At 34.7% G+C, this 16,761-nt stretch carries 13 protein-coding genes; 2 read left to right on the forward strand and 11 right to left on the reverse strand.

Annotation, left to right across the window (positions count from 1 at the left end; genetic code table 11):
* Positions 1 to 183: 183 nt before the first annotated feature.
* The 4 genes from glnA to hflX all read right to left on the reverse strand — a co-directional run bounded on the left by glnA (position 184) and on the right by hflX (position 5,086).
* On the reverse strand, positions 184 to 1,518 hold the full coding sequence (gene glnA, locus CDZ92_RS07130; protein ID WP_096154554.1) for a type I glutamate--ammonia ligase: 1,335 nt from the start codon (positions 1,516 to 1,518) through the stop codon (positions 184 to 186).
* Positions 1,519 to 1,580: 62 nt separating this feature from the next.
* Positions 1,581 to 1,988, reverse strand: coding sequence for a MerR family transcriptional regulator (locus CDZ92_RS07135; protein ID WP_096154555.1), 408 nt, complete (start codon positions 1,986 to 1,988; stop codon positions 1,581 to 1,583).
* 480 nt (positions 1,989 to 2,468) lie between these two features.
* Complete coding sequence (locus CDZ92_RS07140; RefSeq protein WP_096154556.1) at positions 2,469 to 3,737, reverse strand: methionine gamma-lyase family protein; 1,269 nt, start codon at positions 3,735 to 3,737, stop codon at positions 2,469 to 2,471.
* Positions 3,738 to 3,817: 80 nt separating this feature from the next.
* On the reverse strand, positions 3,818 to 5,086 hold the full coding sequence (gene hflX / locus CDZ92_RS07145) for a GTPase HflX (protein WP_227521501.1): 1,269 nt from the start codon (positions 5,084 to 5,086) through the stop codon (positions 3,818 to 3,820).
* A 224-nt stretch (positions 5,087 to 5,310) separates the two neighbouring features.
* Between hflX and CDZ92_RS07150 the strand changes: the two genes are divergently transcribed.
* Positions 5,311 to 5,919: a trimeric intracellular cation channel family protein gene (locus CDZ92_RS07150; protein ID WP_096154557.1), complete on the forward strand. Its 609-nt coding sequence runs from the start codon at positions 5,311 to 5,313 to the stop codon at positions 5,917 to 5,919.
* Between the two features lie 147 nt (positions 5,920 to 6,066).
* Here CDZ92_RS07150 and CDZ92_RS07155 read toward each other — a convergent pair whose 3' ends face one another.
* Positions 6,067 to 6,600 (reverse strand): glycosyl-4,4'-diaponeurosporenoate acyltransferase, encoded by a 534-nt coding sequence (locus tag CDZ92_RS07155; protein WP_096154558.1) that lies wholly within the window; start codon positions 6,598 to 6,600, stop codon positions 6,067 to 6,069.
* On the reverse strand, positions 6,597 to 7,697 hold the full coding sequence (locus CDZ92_RS07160) for a glycosyltransferase family 2 protein (protein ID WP_096154559.1): 1,101 nt from the start codon (positions 7,695 to 7,697) through the stop codon (positions 6,597 to 6,599). The genes CDZ92_RS07155 and CDZ92_RS07160 overlap by 4 nt, the downstream gene beginning before the upstream one ends.
* 184 nt (positions 7,698 to 7,881) lie before the next feature.
* Between CDZ92_RS07160 and CDZ92_RS07165 the strand changes: the two genes are divergently transcribed.
* Positions 7,882 to 9,387, forward strand: a complete 1,506-nt coding sequence (locus CDZ92_RS07165) for a phytoene desaturase family protein (RefSeq protein ID WP_096154560.1) — start codon at positions 7,882 to 7,884, stop codon at positions 9,385 to 9,387.
* A 55-nt stretch (positions 9,388 to 9,442) separates the two neighbouring features.
* Here the strand turns inward: CDZ92_RS07165 and spoVK are convergent, their stop codons facing one another.
* The 5 genes from spoVK to mutS all read right to left on the reverse strand — a co-directional run bounded on the left by spoVK (position 9,443) and on the right by mutS (position 16,728).
* Positions 9,443 to 10,393 carry a stage V sporulation protein K gene (spoVK, locus tag CDZ92_RS07170; RefSeq protein ID WP_406564890.1) on the reverse strand — a complete coding sequence of 317 codons (951 nt, stop codon included), beginning with the start codon at positions 10,391 to 10,393 and terminating at the stop codon, positions 9,443 to 9,445.
* A 501-nt stretch (positions 10,394 to 10,894) separates the two neighbouring features.
* The gene (gene hfq, locus CDZ92_RS07175) at positions 10,895 to 11,122 is read right to left on the reverse strand and encodes an RNA chaperone Hfq (RefSeq protein ID WP_096154561.1); all 228 of its coding nucleotides are present in this window, start codon (positions 11,120 to 11,122) and stop codon (positions 10,895 to 10,897) included.
* Positions 11,106 to 12,098 carry a tRNA (adenosine(37)-N6)-dimethylallyltransferase MiaA gene (miaA, locus tag CDZ92_RS07180; RefSeq protein WP_096154562.1) on the reverse strand — a complete coding sequence of 331 codons (993 nt, stop codon included), beginning with the start codon at positions 12,096 to 12,098 and terminating at the stop codon, positions 11,106 to 11,108. Before miaA ends, hfq begins: the two co-directional genes overlap by 17 nt.
* Before the next feature lie 120 nt (positions 12,099 to 12,218).
* Positions 12,219 to 14,099: a DNA mismatch repair endonuclease MutL gene (gene mutL, locus CDZ92_RS07185; protein ID WP_096154563.1), complete on the reverse strand. Its 1,881-nt coding sequence runs from the start codon at positions 14,097 to 14,099 to the stop codon at positions 12,219 to 12,221.
* Positions 14,100 to 14,112: 13 nt separating this feature from the next.
* Entirely contained in the window at positions 14,113 to 16,728 is a 2,616-nt protein-coding gene (mutS, locus tag CDZ92_RS07190; protein WP_096154564.1) for a DNA mismatch repair protein MutS, read from the reverse strand.
* Positions 16,729 to 16,761: the final 33 nt, after the last annotated feature.

Raw genomic sequence — 16,761 nt, forward strand, 5'->3', positions numbered from 1 at the left:
TAGGAAAAATCCCATGTTAGCAAAAAGATTTAACATAACACTTATAATAAATTCAGGACAAACTTATAAATTTTCATAATAAAAGAGTAAAAGAGAGAAAGAAGAAATTCCATAAACAACTAGACCTGTTGTTCCAATAAAGAAAACCCCTCGACACCAATCGGTATCGAGGGGTTGCATTTATTAGTACTGAGTCATATATTGGTCGCGCTCCCATGGGTGAACTTGCGTGCGGAACATATCCCACTCAATTTCTTTTGCTTCAATAAAGTGCTCTAGTAAATGTTCGCCTAATGCACCTTGAATTACTTCATCTTGCTTTAATAAGTCTAATGCTTGAGCAAGTGTAGCTGGCAGGTCAACGATACCTTCTGCTAAACGCTCTTCTTTGTTCATTACATAAATGTTACGATCTACTGGTTTTGGAGGAGTTAAACCGTTTTTCACTCCATCAAGTCCTGCAGCAAGTAATACTGCCATCGCTAAATATGGGTTTGCTGCTGGATCTACACTACGAATCTCAACACGAGTACTTACTCCACGAGAAGCTGGAATACGAATTAATGGACTACGGTTACGAGCAGACCAAGCAACATAACAAGGTGCTTCGTAACCTGGTACTAGACGCTTGTATGAGTTTACTGTCGGATTTGTTACTGCTGTAAAGTTTGGAGCGTGCTTTATAATTCCAGCAATAAATTGACGAGCTGTTTCACTTAAACCTTGATCCGCTTGTTCGTCATAGAATGCATTTACGCCATTTTTGAATAATGAAACGTTACAGTGCATACCTGATCCGTTAACACCGAAAAGTGGTTTCGGCATGAATGTCGCATGTAATCCATGCTTACGCGCAATTGTTTTTACAACTAACTTAAATGTTTGGATGTAGTCACATGCTGTAATAGCATCTGCATATTTAAAGTCGATTTCATGTTGACCTGGTGCAACCTCATGGTGAGAAGCTTCAATTTCAAAGCCCATTTCTTCAAGCTCTAATACGATGTCACGTCGACAATTTTCACCTAAATCAGTCGGAGCTAAGTCAAAATATCCACCTTTATCGTTTAGCTCTAATGTTGGTTCGCCTTTTTCGTCTAATTTAAATAAGAAGAATTCTGGCTCAGGTCCTAAATTGAAATCAGTGAAACCTAAGTCTTCCATTTCTTTTAACATACGTTTTAAGTTTGCACGTGGGTCTCCATCAAATGGAGTTCCATCTGGATTGTAGATGTCACAAATGAATCGAGCAACTTTACCTTTTTCTGATGTCCAAGGGAACACTACAAATGTATTTAAGTCAGGGTATAAATACATGTCTGATTCTTCAATACGTACGAAACCTTCTATAGAAGATCCGTCAAACATCATTTTGTTATCTAACGCTTTTTCTAATTGACTTACAGGAATTTCAACATTTTTAATTGTTCCTAAAATATCCGTAAATTGTAAACGAATATACTTTACATTTTCCTCTTCCACAATGCGAACAATATCTTCTCTGCTGTACTTTGACATTTTAATAGTTCCTCCTCTTAATTATCACTTTACATTTTAATATGAGTTTACTAACTAACAAATTAATGGAAAAATCGAGACATGTCTCCTTGACGAAGACTTGTTTTGTTAAATCGTCCCGCTTGCATCATTTCGGCACGCAGTAACTTACGTAGTTCATCATTTGTTAAGTCTCGTTTTTCAATTGTTTCTCGAGTATTTTCCGTTATGACGGTTGACTTATGTGCTTCCTTCACAGCCAATATTTGTTTAATGCCTGCAAGATTTACTTTTTGGTCTAATAAACTTTTAATTTCAAGTAGTTTATCAACGTCATTGAATGAAAATAATCTTCTATTACCTTCTGTTCGGGCAGGAAATATGAGTCCATTTTCTTCGTAGTAACGAATTTGTCTGGCCGATAACTCCGTTAGTTTCATCACAATATTCATAGAAAACAACGGCATCGAACGTCTTAAGTTATCATTCATATTATTTCTCCTTTCCTAACATCTTTTGAAGATAATACTAATATATTCGATGTTAGGAAATATGTCAAGCGTATGTAAGGTTTTCTAACATGGAAATCAATATTGATTTTCCTTTTTATATTTTCCTTTAAATTGTCTGTTTTAAACATAAGAAAAGAACCAGCCTGGAACAAAACTAAATCTATTTCCTTAAAGTCGAATAATTAGTGTCAGGGTAACATACCGCAGATGATTGGAGTGCAAACCTTTGCTTTCCGCGGGCGGTAAAAAGGAAGGTTATTTTAACTATCGTGAAAAAACCTACTCCTCGGCGCAAGCGCCTGTGGGGTCTCACTTAACACGCTTTCCCGCAGGAGTCTTCGGTTTGCACTCCAATCATCTGCTAGAAAGGTATAAAAACCCGACTTATTCCTATATATTAGGGATAATGTTCGGGTTTTTCTAAGTTCAATATAGTTTTGATCCAGGCTCTACTAAAATTTATATTCTTATTAACTCTTTTGTAATTAAATGGTCCACTGCAGAACAGACAGCTATTTTCACATGGCTATATGTCAAGCCACCTTGTACATACGCAACGTAAGGTGGTCTAATCGGACCGTCTGCGGTAAGTTCTATACTTGCACCTTGAATAAACGTTCCTGCTGCCATAATAACGTCATCTTCATATCCAGGCATATAGCTTGGATATGGCGTTACGTGAGAATTAACAGGAGATGCATACTGAATCGCTTGACAGAATGCTATCATCTTATCTTTATCGTCAAATTGAACCGATTGAATTAGATCCGTTCTTTGACTATCCCATGAAGGAGATGTGTTCATTCCTAATTCCTCTAAAAATGCAGCTGTAAACACCGCTCCTTTTAAACTTTGAGCAACTACATGTGGAGCTAAAAAGAATCCTTGATACATTTCTTGTAATGAATAAAGAGAGGCACCAGCTTCAGCTCCGATACCAGGAGATGTCATACGATAAGAGCAAGCCTCTACAAGATGTGCCTTTCCAACAATATAGCCACCTGTTTTAGCTAATCCTCCACCTGGATTTTTTATTAATGAACCTGCCATTAAGTCTGCTCCAACATGACACGGCTCTTGAAGTTCCACAAATTCACCGTAACAATTATCTACAAAAACTACAACATCGCTTTTAATTTCTTTCACAAATTGTATCATTTCCTTTATTTCTTCAATAGTAAAGGATGGTCTAGTAGCATATCCTTTCGAGCGTTGGATACCAATCATTTTTGTATTTTCGTTTATAGCATTATTGACAGCTTCCCAGTCAATCCCTTTGTTGTTTTTCAACTCTATAGATTTATAGCCAATATTGTATTCTTTTAAAGATCCAACACCAGTTCCTCTAATCCCTACTATTTCTTCTAACGTATCGTAAGGTTTACCTGTGATATATAATAAGTCATCACCGGGTCTTAACACACCAAACAATGCAATAGAAATGGCATGCGTGCCAGAAATTATTTGCGGTCTAACTAACGCACTTTCCCCGCCAAAAGCCTTTGCATACACTTTTTCTAACGTATCTCTGCCAATATCATCATAGCCATATCCCGTCGACGGAATGAAATGACTATCACTAATTCTAAATTCTTGAAAACTTTTTAAGACAGAAAACTGATTTGTTTCTGCATTTTCATCTATTTTTTTAAATGTATCTTGTATTTTGGCTTCTACTTTCTTTACGATCGGTTTAATACTTTCCCCATTTTGTAACAAATCAAACATGCTAGTTTCTCCTTTAGTTGAACTAATTCCATAAATACGTTACGTTTTTCGTACAGTAATCATATTTTTATGAAATGTTCTCAGTTGACCATTAATTCTTCGATAAAATGAGCCATTTTCGCAGTGGTAAAAAAGTATCCTTTACAATCATATACTTCTTTATCTTCATCAAAAATAATTTTTTCTAAAACTGTCTCTTGTTTTAATTGGTTTAACAATCGTCCTTCACTTGACTGTATTTTCACCTGATAAGGTTTCATCTCTTTTTTCATCATTTCTTCAATAGAAGAGACAAGTTCCTTCCTGTCTGAATCATTTAGAGCACTAATTAATATGGCTTCTTTTTTATAGATAAAAGGTTTTGTAGACGTTAGTTGATCTTTCTTATTATAGACTGTTAACATCGGTATCCCTTTAACCCCTAAATCTTGAAGTAAATTAGTTACGGTCTTTTCATGATTTTCGTAATCTTCATTTGAACTATCCACTACATGTAAAATGAAGTCAGCTTCTACTACTTCTTCTAATGTAGAACGAAACGCTGCAATTAAACTCGTTGGTAAATCTTGAATAAATCCAACTGTGTCTGTTAATAACGCTTTATAGCCCGATGGTAATGTCATTTGTCTTGTTGTCGGATCGAGTGTAGCAAATAATAAATTTTCCTCAAATGCTTCAGCTTCCGTCAAACGATTAAATATCGTTGATTTACCTGCATTCGTGTAACCAACAAGTGCAATTTGAAAGGCTAAGTTTTTCTTTCTTCTTTCACGATATTGTGTTCGATGTTTTACAATAGATTGTAACTGCGCTTTAATTTCTACAAGTCTTCTATTAATGTGACGTCGGTCTGATTCAAGTTTCGTTTCACCGGGGCCTCTAGTTCCTATTCCGCCACCAAGCCTAGAAAGTTCTACACCTTTCCCTGTTAGTCTAGGGAGCATGTATTTCAGTTGAGCAAGTTCTACTTGTAGTTTTCCTTCTTTTGATTGTGCTCGCTGTGCAAAAATATCTAAAATTAATTGAGTACGGTCAATGATACGTGCCGACAACATTTTAGTTAAGTTTCTGTGTTGACTTGGCGAAAGCTCATCATTAAAAATAATGACATCCGGGTCATATTCTTCTTCTAATAAAACTAATTCTTCTATTTTTCCTTTTCCTATATAAGTGGCAGGATGAACTCTATCACGTTTTTGAGTGATAGACATGACCACTTCACCATTAGCCGTTTTCGTTAAGGATGATAATTCTTCTAAAGAATAGTGGAAGTGTTCATCCGTATGTCTAGGAAGTTGACACCCTACTACAATAGCTCGTTCCCGTTCATTATGTACGATTTCATTCAAAAGCGGTTACCCCTTTACATAAATAATATTAAGTATTCATTAAGATTAGATTTTAAGCTCTTTAATACCTTGCTAATACTATATCAAAAGATAGTTACTTCTACTATTAATTTACTTAAAAATTGTATTGCATTATTTTCGTTTTAGCTTTAAAATCAGTAAGGTTTGATATTATTGTACTCATAAATAAACTTTTTTATATAACATCTTGGAGTGGGACAAACATGACATGGGAAATTTTTAGTATTATTGGCACGATTGCTTTTGCTGTCAGTGGAGCTATTGTTGCAATGGAAGAAGAATACGATATTTTAGGCGTATATATTTTAGGCATTGTAACCGCTTTTGGTGGCGGGGCAATCCGAAATTTATTAATTGGGGTACCCGTATCAGCCCTTTGGGAACAAGGTATGCTTTTTCAAATTGCACTAGTTGCAATGACTGCCGTTTTTTTATTCCCTAATAACCTTTTAAAACATTGGCGAAAATGGGGTAACTTCTTTGACGCCATTGGACTTGGCGCTTTTGCAATACAAGGGGCTCTTTTCGCAACTAGTATGGGACACCCAATTAGTGCAGTCGTCGTTGCAGCTGTCTTAACTGGAAGTGGTGGTGGAATAATCCGTGATTTACTCGCTGGAAGAAAGCCACTTGTACTAAGGTCAGAAATTTATGCAGTATGGGCTATCATTGCCGGACTTGCAATTGGTTTTGGTTTAGTAAGTACTCCTATTGAGTTATTAGTGTTATTCGTTTCAATTGTAACTCTAAGAGTGCTATCTTACACATATAAATGGCAGTTACCAAATAGAGCTTTTCACTTTAATAATTGAATCAATTTCATAATTACGGATCGTTTAATGAAAAACGAACGTTTTAGTATAATGCATAATAATATGATAGTTTATTAAGATGAATAATTATAGAACACGATGCTATCATACGTTTATCGTATAGTATTCATACATTATGAAACGGACTCAATTAAAATTAGATGTATTTCGAGTAGGAGAGTTATTTCTATATCTCTTCTTTTTTTGTATAAAACGACCTAGTACTTTATTAAAGCGCATTCTGTTGTATCTCTGAACTAAGATGCATGGAAGATTTGCTAGGACACCATATAAAAGAATGGCTAAGTAAGCTTCAACAGGGTTCCAAATAAAGAAAAAACATAAAGGGAAAAACGTCACGAAGTGTGTTAATTCCGCCCTTTTCGTTTCCATAATGAAAGAATAAAAATACGCTTCGTTTTTTTCTTTAAGCCTTTTCTTTTGAAACCCATGTTTAAATAATTTTGATCCATCTGGCAAATATTCTTTCCACCTTTTAATCTTAAGCATACTGTAAAGCTGGGTATTTTCCTCCCACTGAAAATGATAAAACAAGTTATTATTTTTCAAAAACCACTTTTTGGGTATCCTTAAACAAACCCACGATCCGATAAGATGAATAGAGAGTATACTAACTATATTTAATGCCGTACCAGTTATCGGTGTTAATGAAATAATCAAAACTTGTCTACCTTTTCCTCGATAACAATTTCTCTACCCTTCCATTTTCCTTTTTTCTTTCCAAAGGTAATAAAACTAGAGTAAAGAAATACTAGTAAAAAAAACATTAAATGAACTGGATACAAAAACGCAGTCCCCCAACCAAAATTACCAACCTTCGCCAACGACCACCGTAAATGAATAACAATCATAAAGTAAAAGAATAACTTCATATAAAGGTTAAAGGAAAAGTTAGTGACAACTGTAAACAATCCACTTATCCAAATGGACACAAGAGCTAAGTAAATCAGGTTCGTTTTTACCGCCCCAGTTGCAAAACTTTTACCCCAACCAGCAACTAATGATCCTATTTTGCTCGTATACATTCTCATTTCGATGGCACCTTTTCCACTAAAACAGTATACTTTTCCACCTCTTTGTTGAATAATTTTAGCAAAAGATAAATTTTCCATTAGTTCACTTTTCACTTTCTCATGTCCGCCAAAAACGAAATAGTCTTTCCTTCCGATAAGCATCACTTGTCCAAATGCACCAGAGGTTTTAACATGTTTTCTAAAAAGATGAAATGACCCAAGCGAACTCATAATTACTAGGTGGAAGAAGCTAGATAACTTCTCTACATTCGATTTCATAACATGGTAAGGTTGTATAGAAATAACACTCTTGCTCCCTTTATATTCGGCTAGTATTTTTTCCAAACCGCCTTTTTGCACCCAAGTATCAGCATCTAAGAACATGAAGTAATTTCCTTTAGCAACTTGTGCTCCATTCCATAACCCCCAAGCTTTACCAAACCATCCTTTAGGTAATTGCGGAATAGAAATTACGTCTACATGAAACATTTTAGCAACTTCAGCTGTACCATCGCTAGAATGATCATCCATTACAAGAATTTCACGTATTTTATTTCTATATGGAAGTAACGATTCTAATAATACTTTTATATTCGTTTCCTCATTTCTAGCTGGAATAATAATGGTTAACTCCTCTAAGGAAGCAGTATGAACATTATTTTTCCTATCATCTTGAAACGTTGGTATAGAAGCTATTAAAAACCAACCTAATAATACTGTAACTACTCCAATAACAACAAACATTTTCTCACCTCATTTGATGTGATGATCCAAGAAAAATTCCCATTTTTGTTTTTCTTTAAAGTTTGAAACAAATTTTATCGGACAAACTATAAAGTTGAGAAGGTAAAAAGTTGAAATGCACTTTCTTTTCAACTGTATTTATCATCATAGTCAAAAAAACAATTTTTCATAAGGAGTTTTTAAAATGAGTAAAAAAGTTATTGTAATCGGTGGTGGATTAGGAGGTCTGTCTGCAGCAATTAGATTAAAAGCAGACGGTTATCATGTTACTGTTTTAGAGCAAGGAGAAAGATTAGGTGGTAAATTAAATATTCGTACTGGTAGTGGCTTTTCTTTTGATACAGGGCCTTCCATCTTAACAATGCCATGGGTGCTAGAACAACTATTTAAATGTGTTAATAGAAATGTTCATGACTATTTAACGATCCAGAAAATCGAACCGCAATGGAGAACCTTTTTTGAAGATGGAACAAAAATAGATATGACAAGTGAATTACCAACGATGCTCTCAGAAATTAGAAAGTTATCTGATAAAGATGCAAACCAATTTTTCGAATATATGAATTTTGCCAGTAAAATGTATGAATATAGCTTAAAAAGTTTTTATAAAAAAAGTCTGTCCGGTTTAAATGATTTAAGAGCATTACATAATATAAGAGAGTTATTTACGATGGATCCGATGAAATCAATGGACCAAATTACAAAAAAACATTTTGAAAATAAACATGTACAACAACTTTTCAATTTTCTCATTATGTATATTGGCTCTTCTCCTTACCAAGCACCCGCTGTCCTTACGCAACTTGCTTATGTACAACTTGGTCTAGGAATTTACTATGTAAAAGGTGGCATGTACAAAATTGCTGAAGCATTAACTCAAGTGTTAGAAGAACTTGAAATTAATTATCAATTAAATTGCAAAGTTAGTAAGATAATAACAGAAGGTGACAAAGCGAAAGGAGTAATGCTCCAAGATAGCTCTATCATTCATAGCGATATAATTGTTTCTAACCTGGAGGCAATACCAACGTACCGAACTTTACTAGCTGAGCACCCTCGCTCTCATGAGTCTACAAACAATCTACAAAAGTATAGTCCAACTGTATCTGGACTTGTATTATTACTAGGTGTAAACAAAGAATTTAAACAATTAGCACACCATAACTTCTTTTTCTCTGAAAATCCAGAAAAAGAATTTCATGAAATTTTTAACGAAGGTAAACCTACTGAAGATCCTACAATCTATATTGGTGTGTCTTCAAAATCAGATCCATCACAAGCGCCTTATGGAAAAGAAAATTTATTCGTATTAACACATGTTCCACCTTTAAAAGAAAGAGAGAACTGGGATGTCTATAGAGACACGTATCGATCTATTATATTGAGAAAGTTAGAAAGAATGGGATTAAAGGATTTACAAAAGTCTATTGAATTCGAATATCGTTTTACTCCAAACGATATTCAAAACTTGTATGGTTCTAATGGAGGTAGTATTTACGGAGTTGTTACGGACAGAAAGAAAAACGGAGGATTTAAAATTCCTTGTCGTAGCAACATTTTATCTAATTTATACTTTACAGGAGGTTCTACACATCCAGGTGGAGGAGTACCAATGGTAATTCTATCTGGACAACTTACAGCTGATGCTATTAAGGAAAATAATTTTAGTGTTAGTGAAGATATCGGATAATAAAGATAGCTCGGAAATGTTTTCACTAACATACTACCGAGCTATTACTATTATTTCACCATTTTAAAATTAAATCTCTACTTTCGATTGTTATAAGATCGCTTCTTTCATATGTTTCTCTTAAAAGTAACCTCATAGCTTGTGCACGAATAGACTTTTCTATTATATTTCTGACATACCTACCATTACTAAATGCTGATGGAAGTAAAACACCTTTCATCTGTAACAAATGATCTCGCAGTTTCCATTCCGCTTCTTTACTTAAAACATATTGCCTTTCTTTCAACATTCTATATGTTATTTCCATCAATTCATCTACCGTGTAATCTGGAAAATCAATTATAATAGGAAACCTCGAAACTAAACCCGGATTTGTTCTCAGAAACTCTTCCATTTCCCTTTTGTAACCTGCAAGAATCAAAATAAACTCATGTTGTTTATCTTCCATATGTTTTACTAAAGTATCTATTGCTTCTTTACCGAAGTCCTTTTCCCCGCCACGTGCCAAAGAGTAAGCTTCATCAACAAAAAGAATTCCCCCGAGCGATTTTTTTACTAAATCTCTCGTTTTTTGCGCAGTATGTCCGATATATTCTCCAACTAAGTCTGCTCTTTCCGCTTCGATTAAGTGTCCTTTTGATAATACGTTCATTTCTAAAAAAAGTTTTCCAATTAACCTAGCTACCGTCGTTTTACCCGTACCTGGATTTCCTTTAAACATCATGTGAAGAACTTGTTTTTCCGCTTTCAACCCTATTTCTTCTCTTTTTTTGTTAACAAATATCCAAGCATATATTTCTTTCACTATTCTTTTCATCTCGCCTAAACCTACAAGCTCCCCTAATTCCCGCTCTATATCATTTAACACTTTATGTTGCTCGGTAGGAGCACTGCTTCTTAATGGTTCATTATCCACTTTAACGTGTGTGACTTTAAGAGGTTTTTTCTTATTATTATTTAATACAATATTAATTTTTCCGTTATGATTAGTCATGGATGGGTCCAAGAACGTGTCACCTCTCTTGACTGTTATACTAATAACTTTCCGTTTTTACAACATTTGACAAAGTTTGTGGAATTCTCATTTATTTCTACAAAAAACATTATTATTTGAATAAAAACGAAAGAAAGTGTCATTTTATGCGCTTTCCCGAGAAATAATTTAATTTTCAAATTATTTTTATCCATTATTACCTACTATATGTAAGATAAGCTTGTCTGATTCTTTTTGGATTGGATGATAATATGTAGGAGAATTAATGTACAAAGGTTAACTTTTTTTAAAAAGAAGAATAATGTGTTAAAGTGAGCTGTTGATTTCCGTGCAAGGCTTCGCTTTCCGCGGGCGGTAAAAAGGAAGGTTATTTTCACTGTCGTGAAAAAACCTACTCCTCGGCGAGTGCCTGTATCGGAAAGGAACGGGCATGGTTTGATTTCTAGTTATTATAAAACAAAAAGCATACGATTAGAGCGAAAAAGAATAATAAAAAAACCAGCAAGCGCTGGTTTAGGATTCCATATCAAATTGTACATTCTTTTGCGGAGAGAAAGTCGAAATTGCATGCTTGTAGATTAATTGTTGCTTTCCTTCTGATTCAAGTAACACTGTAAAATTATCAAAGCCTTTTATTAAACCACGTAATTGGAAGCCGTTTAATAAAAAAACTGTTACACTCGTACTATCTTTTCTCAATTGATTAAGGAATTGATCTTGAATATTAATCGTTTGTTTCATTTTTCTTCCTCCTCTTATCTCTATAATGGTTATTATTCGCCTCAAGTTCTAGCTTTCCTGCAACAAAATCAAATATTTGATCTAACTTTTCGTCTAATGGCTCGGTCATATCAAACCAAGTAACATCCATTTTATTTCGAAACCAAGTTAGTTGCCTCTTCGCATAGCGCCTTGAGTTTTGTTTAATTAATTCGATTGCCGTTTCTAAAGATGTTTTCCCTTCAAAATAGTCAAATAGTTCTTTATAGCCGATAGCTTGAACAGACTGACAATTTCTTATATTTCCATCATACAATGTTTTCACTTCATTAATCAAACCTGAATCCATCATCATGTCGACTCTTCTATTAATTCGTTCGTATAATTTCTTTCTGTCCATCGTTAAGCCTACCATTGCAACCTCGTATAAAAGTTCATTATGTTGGTTTTCGGTAAAGGAAGAAAAGGTTTTTCCAGTAGATTCAAATACTTCAAGAGCCCGCATTACCCTTCTTACATTGTTAGGATGAATAGTTTCAGCACTTTTTTGATCTACCTTTTGTAACATTGAGAATAAGTGCTCTTCGCCTTTTGCTTCTAAAAGTCCCTCTAGTTGATTGCGTATCTCTTCATTTCCACCCGATTCAGAAAACTGATAGTCATATAATACAGATTGAATGTAAAGCCCTGTACCACCAACAATCATCGGTACTTTCCCTCTAGAGGTTATCTCATCAATTAACATTCTAACTTCTCTCTGAAAATCTGCAACTGAAAAAGATTCTGTTGGTTCTTTTATATCAATTAAGTAATGTGGAATTCCATCCATTTCATTTTTATGTATTTTAGCCGTACCTATATCTAGTTGTTTATATATTTGCATGGAGTCGCCACTAATTATTTCACCATTCACTTTTTTAGCGAGTTCTATGCTTAATTTTGTTTTTCCCACAGCTGTAGGCCCAATTAAGACAATTAGTTTCTTTTTCTCTCCCAAAATAAAGCCCTCTTTCTATTTACTATAACAAGATATTAGTATACCCAATTTTGCAGAAAATATAAGGTAAAGTAAAAATTTTTCACTAGCTTCTTAAAGTAGAAGCTAGTGAAAATACAGTTACATTATTCTTTTAAACATTTTTTCCAATTCATACGTAGAGTAATGAATGAGTATTGGCCTTCCATGTGGACATGTGAAAGGATTGTTTGCTTGGCGCAACTGCTGTAGCAATGAGACCATTTCATCGTGCCTTAAATGATGATTTGCTTTTATGGAAGCTTTACAACTCATCATGATTGCTGCTTCTTCTCTAAGCTTAGCAATATTAATCGACTTAGAAGTCGTAATTTGCTCCATCATTTCTTCAATAATAGAATGCTCATCCCCACGAGGAAACCAAGTTGGATGTGAACGAATAATATATGTCTGATGTCCAAACGGTTCGAGGAATACACCAACCTTTTTAAACTCTTCCAGATTTCCCTCTAAAAACAAATACTCCTCCGGCGAAAACTCCATTGTAAGCGGAACTAATAAATCTTGTACTTCTCGTTCTGTATTACCTAACTTTTGGAAAAAGTATTCGTAATTAATTCTTTCCTGTGCAGCATGTTGGTCAATTAAATATAATCCACTTTCATTTTGAGCTAAAATATATGTGCCATGCATTTGACCAATAGGATATAATGTTGGAATTCTTGGTTCACTTTTTGCAACATTCCATTTCGTTGCGCTCTCATCTTCTACATGAGTAATGCTTTCTGAATTATGGTCTACATCAGCTATAAATCCGTTCGGATTATTTACTACATGAGGCAAGATTTGATCTTCTATTACTTCATTATCTTCTTCCACCTTCACAAAAAAGTTAGGAGAAGGCTCCCTAGTCAACACTGGAGCTTGTTCTTGTTTTTGAGTCGTCGAAGGATTTTGTAGAGAGAAAACTTGTTGCTCATCTTTCGCATACGTTTGTTTTGTATGTTTAGGTGTTACATTTGCTTCCGGTATTAATTGAAGCTTCTGAAAAGCATTCTTAACCCCTTCTGTAATAAGATCATACAGTTCATCTTCCTTACTTAACCTTACTTCTAATTTAGTCGGATGTACGTTTACATCTACTAATATAGGGTCCATTTCAACTTGTAAAAAAGCTATAGGATATCTTCCTATCGGTAATAGTGTATGATAGCCTGCTTGAATCGCTCGTAATACTGTATAGTTTTTTACAAACCTACCATTAATAATCGTAGATATATAGCTTTTGGACGCCCTGGTTATTTCTGGTAGACCAATATAACCCGTCACTTTAAAGTCTAAAGAATTTAAATGTATAGGAATCATTTTTTTAGCTACGTTCATTCCGTATATAGCAGCTAGTACATGTAAACTATTTCCTGTACCATTTGATTGGAAAATGGTTTTGCCATTATGATTCAGTCGAAACGAGATGGAAGGATGGGCAAGTGCTAAACGATAAACAACATCTGTTACATTTCCAAGCTCTGTGTGGATTGTTTTCAAGTATTTTAAACGGGCAGGCGTATTAAAAAACAATTGAGAAACGACAATATCCGTTCCTTTTCGGGCATTTGAAGCTTTTTGTTCCACTACATGCCCACCTTGTAATTTCACATACATACCTGCATCTGTACCCGTACTTGTAGTCAATTCTAATATGGACACAGAAGCAATACTCGGAAGTGCTTCACCACGAAATCCAAGAGTGCGAATTCGGAATAAATCATTCTCGTCTTTAATTTTACTTGTTGCATGTCGTTGAAAAGCAGTTAGACAGTCTTCATTGTCCATACCATCTCCATTGTCAAGAACACGTATCTTTGAAAGGCCAGCTTCTTCTAGTTCAATTTGAATAATCGATGCATTGGCATCAACCGCATTTTCCACTAACTCTTTTACAACGGATGCAGGGCGTTCTACTACTTCACCTGCAGCAATTTTATTAGATAAGTGCTCGTCTAACTGAAGAATTTTCCCCATCTATTCCACCTCCTTACTTAAGTTTTTTGTGCATTTTATAAAGCACATTCATTGCATCCATAGGAGTCATATCCAATAAATCTAACTTCTTTATTTGTTCCACAATTTCTACAGCATCAGCTGAAACAGACTCTTGCTTGCCCTTCTTCGCAGCTTTCTGTTCCTCTTCAAAGAATGATAGTTGCGAAAGCTCTTCGACTTTATTAGCTTGTTGATAAGGTGCTGCAAGTTTGTCCGATTGCTTCTTTGACTTCCCTTCATTTTCCAACTGTTCTAAAATGTATTGAGCTCTTTCTATAACCTTTTTTGGTAGTTCTGCCAACTCTGCCACATGAATTCCGTAACTTTTATCAGCTGGCCCTTCTTTCATTTTATGAAGAAAAACAACTTTTCCATTTTGTTCTACCACACTTACGTGAATATTATGAAGTTTACTTAGCTCTTCTTGCAGGGAAGTTAACTCGTGATAATGTGTAGAAAATAACGTTTTCGCTCCAATTTCGGTATGAATATACTCAATTAATGCTTGTGCAAGTGCCATTCCATCATAGGTCGACGTACCTCTTCCAATCTCATCAAATAGAATTAAACTATTTTCTGTAGCATTTACAATTGCATTTCTAGCTTCTAACATTTCAACCATAAATGTACTTTGACCAGAAATAAGATCATCCGCTGCACCAATTCTCGTAAAGATTTGATCAAAAATAGGTAGGGCAGCTTCATCAGCAGGAACGAAACAGCCAATTTGCGCGAGAATGGATGTTAATGCTATTTGCCTCATGTACGTACTTTTACCGGACATGTTCGGTCCTGTTATAAGCAAAACTTCTTTTTCTTTGTTCATCAAACAATCATTTGGAACGTATTCATTCGAGTTTAACACTTTTTCTACCACCGGATGACGACCATTTCGGATAGAGATTACTCTGTCATTCGTAAAGATTGGTTGAACGTATTGACGCTTTTCACTAACCGTTGCAAAACATTGAAGCACATCTAGCTCACTAACCGCTTTGGCTAAGCTTTGAAGTCTAGGGATATATTGTTTTACTTGCTCTCTCAATTGAAGAAACAATTCATATTCTAATTGAACAATTTTTTCTTCTGCTTCTAAAATTAAGGTTTCTTTTTCTTTTAACTCATCCGTAATATATCTTTCAGCATTTGCTAATGTTTGTTTTCTTTCGTATCTTCCTTCTTTTAAAGAAGCAATATTAGACTTTGTCACTTCAATAAAGTATCCAAAAATTCGGTTGTACCCTATTTTTAACGACTTAATGCCAGTTAACACACGCTCACGCTTTTCTAATTCCGCAATCCATGTCTTTCCATTCTTTCTTGCATCCCGATACTTATCAAGTTCTTCGTTAAATCCATCTTTCATCATATTTCCTTCTTTAATCGATAAAGATGGGTTTTCTAATAAACTGGTATTTAGCAATAAGACTAGTTCTTCACATTCATCCAATCTTTCATGTAAAAAACGTGTGTCAACAGGAAGATTCATAACAAGTTGTTTTAACTGTGGTACTTGTTTTATCGATTTTAGTAATTGCACTAAATCTTTTGCATTTACATTTCCAAATGCGACTCTTCCAGCTAATCTTTCCAAATCATAAACTTCTTTTAATGAAATGCGAATATCTTCTCTAGCAAAAAACTCATTCATAAGTGTTGCTACCATCAGATGACGTTTTTCAATATGTGATGGAGTAATTAATGGCCTATCTATCCATTTCTTTAGTAACCTAGCACCCATAGCAGTAACCGTCTCATCTAACAACCAAAGTAAAGAACCTTTCTTCCCTTTCGCTCTAATTGTTTCCGTCAACTCTAAATTCCGCTTTGAATAAATGTCCATTTTCATATATTCATCTAAAGTGTAGAAAATAGCTGCCTGTATATGATCAAGACTACGTTTTTGTGTCTTTGTTAAATATTGCAACAACCTACTAACGGTTGTGCGTAAGTTTTCTTGTACTAGCTCGTCCACAACATATTGTAGATTCATAGGTGCAGTAGCGTCATTTTCAAAAGAGATAGTTAATGACATACGGTCTTGAATTTCTTTTAGTAATTGTTCAGAAAATGTATCAGCAACTACTAATTCTTTCCCACCAATAGAATATAACTCGTTCACTAAAGAAGTAGATCCATTGGAGATGTATGTTGTAAATACTTCTCCCGTCGTTAAGTCCGTATAGGCAAGCCCAAAGGACCCTTCTTCAAACTCGGTAACAGAAATAAGGAAATTGTTTTGTTCATCTAATACACCTTTTCCTTCCATTACCGTACCAGGTGTAATGAGTTGCACAACTTCCCTCTTCACTACACCTTTCGCCTGTTTCGGATCTTCCACTTGTTCACAAATTGCCACTTTATATCCTTTTTCTATTAACTGCTCTATATAATTAGGTGCGGAATGATGAGGAACCCCACACATAGGGATTCTTTCTGAACCTCCACCATCTCTACTTGTTAATGTTATCTCAAGCTCCTGTGAAGCTTTAATTGCATCGTCAAAAAACATTTCATAAAAATCGCCTAAACGAAAAAATAAAAAGGCATCTGAATAATCTGCCTTTACTCTTAAATATTGTTGTATCATCGGCGTGTATGTTGCCATCTTAATCCCCCAACATTTCTAAAAATCTTGTAC

Origin of the sequence: Bacillus sp. FJAT-45066 (genome assembly GCF_002335755.1) — a bacterium.
Taxonomy (GTDB): Bacteria; Bacillota; Bacilli; order Bacillales; family Bacillaceae_I; genus Bacillus_CD; species Bacillus_CD alkalisoli.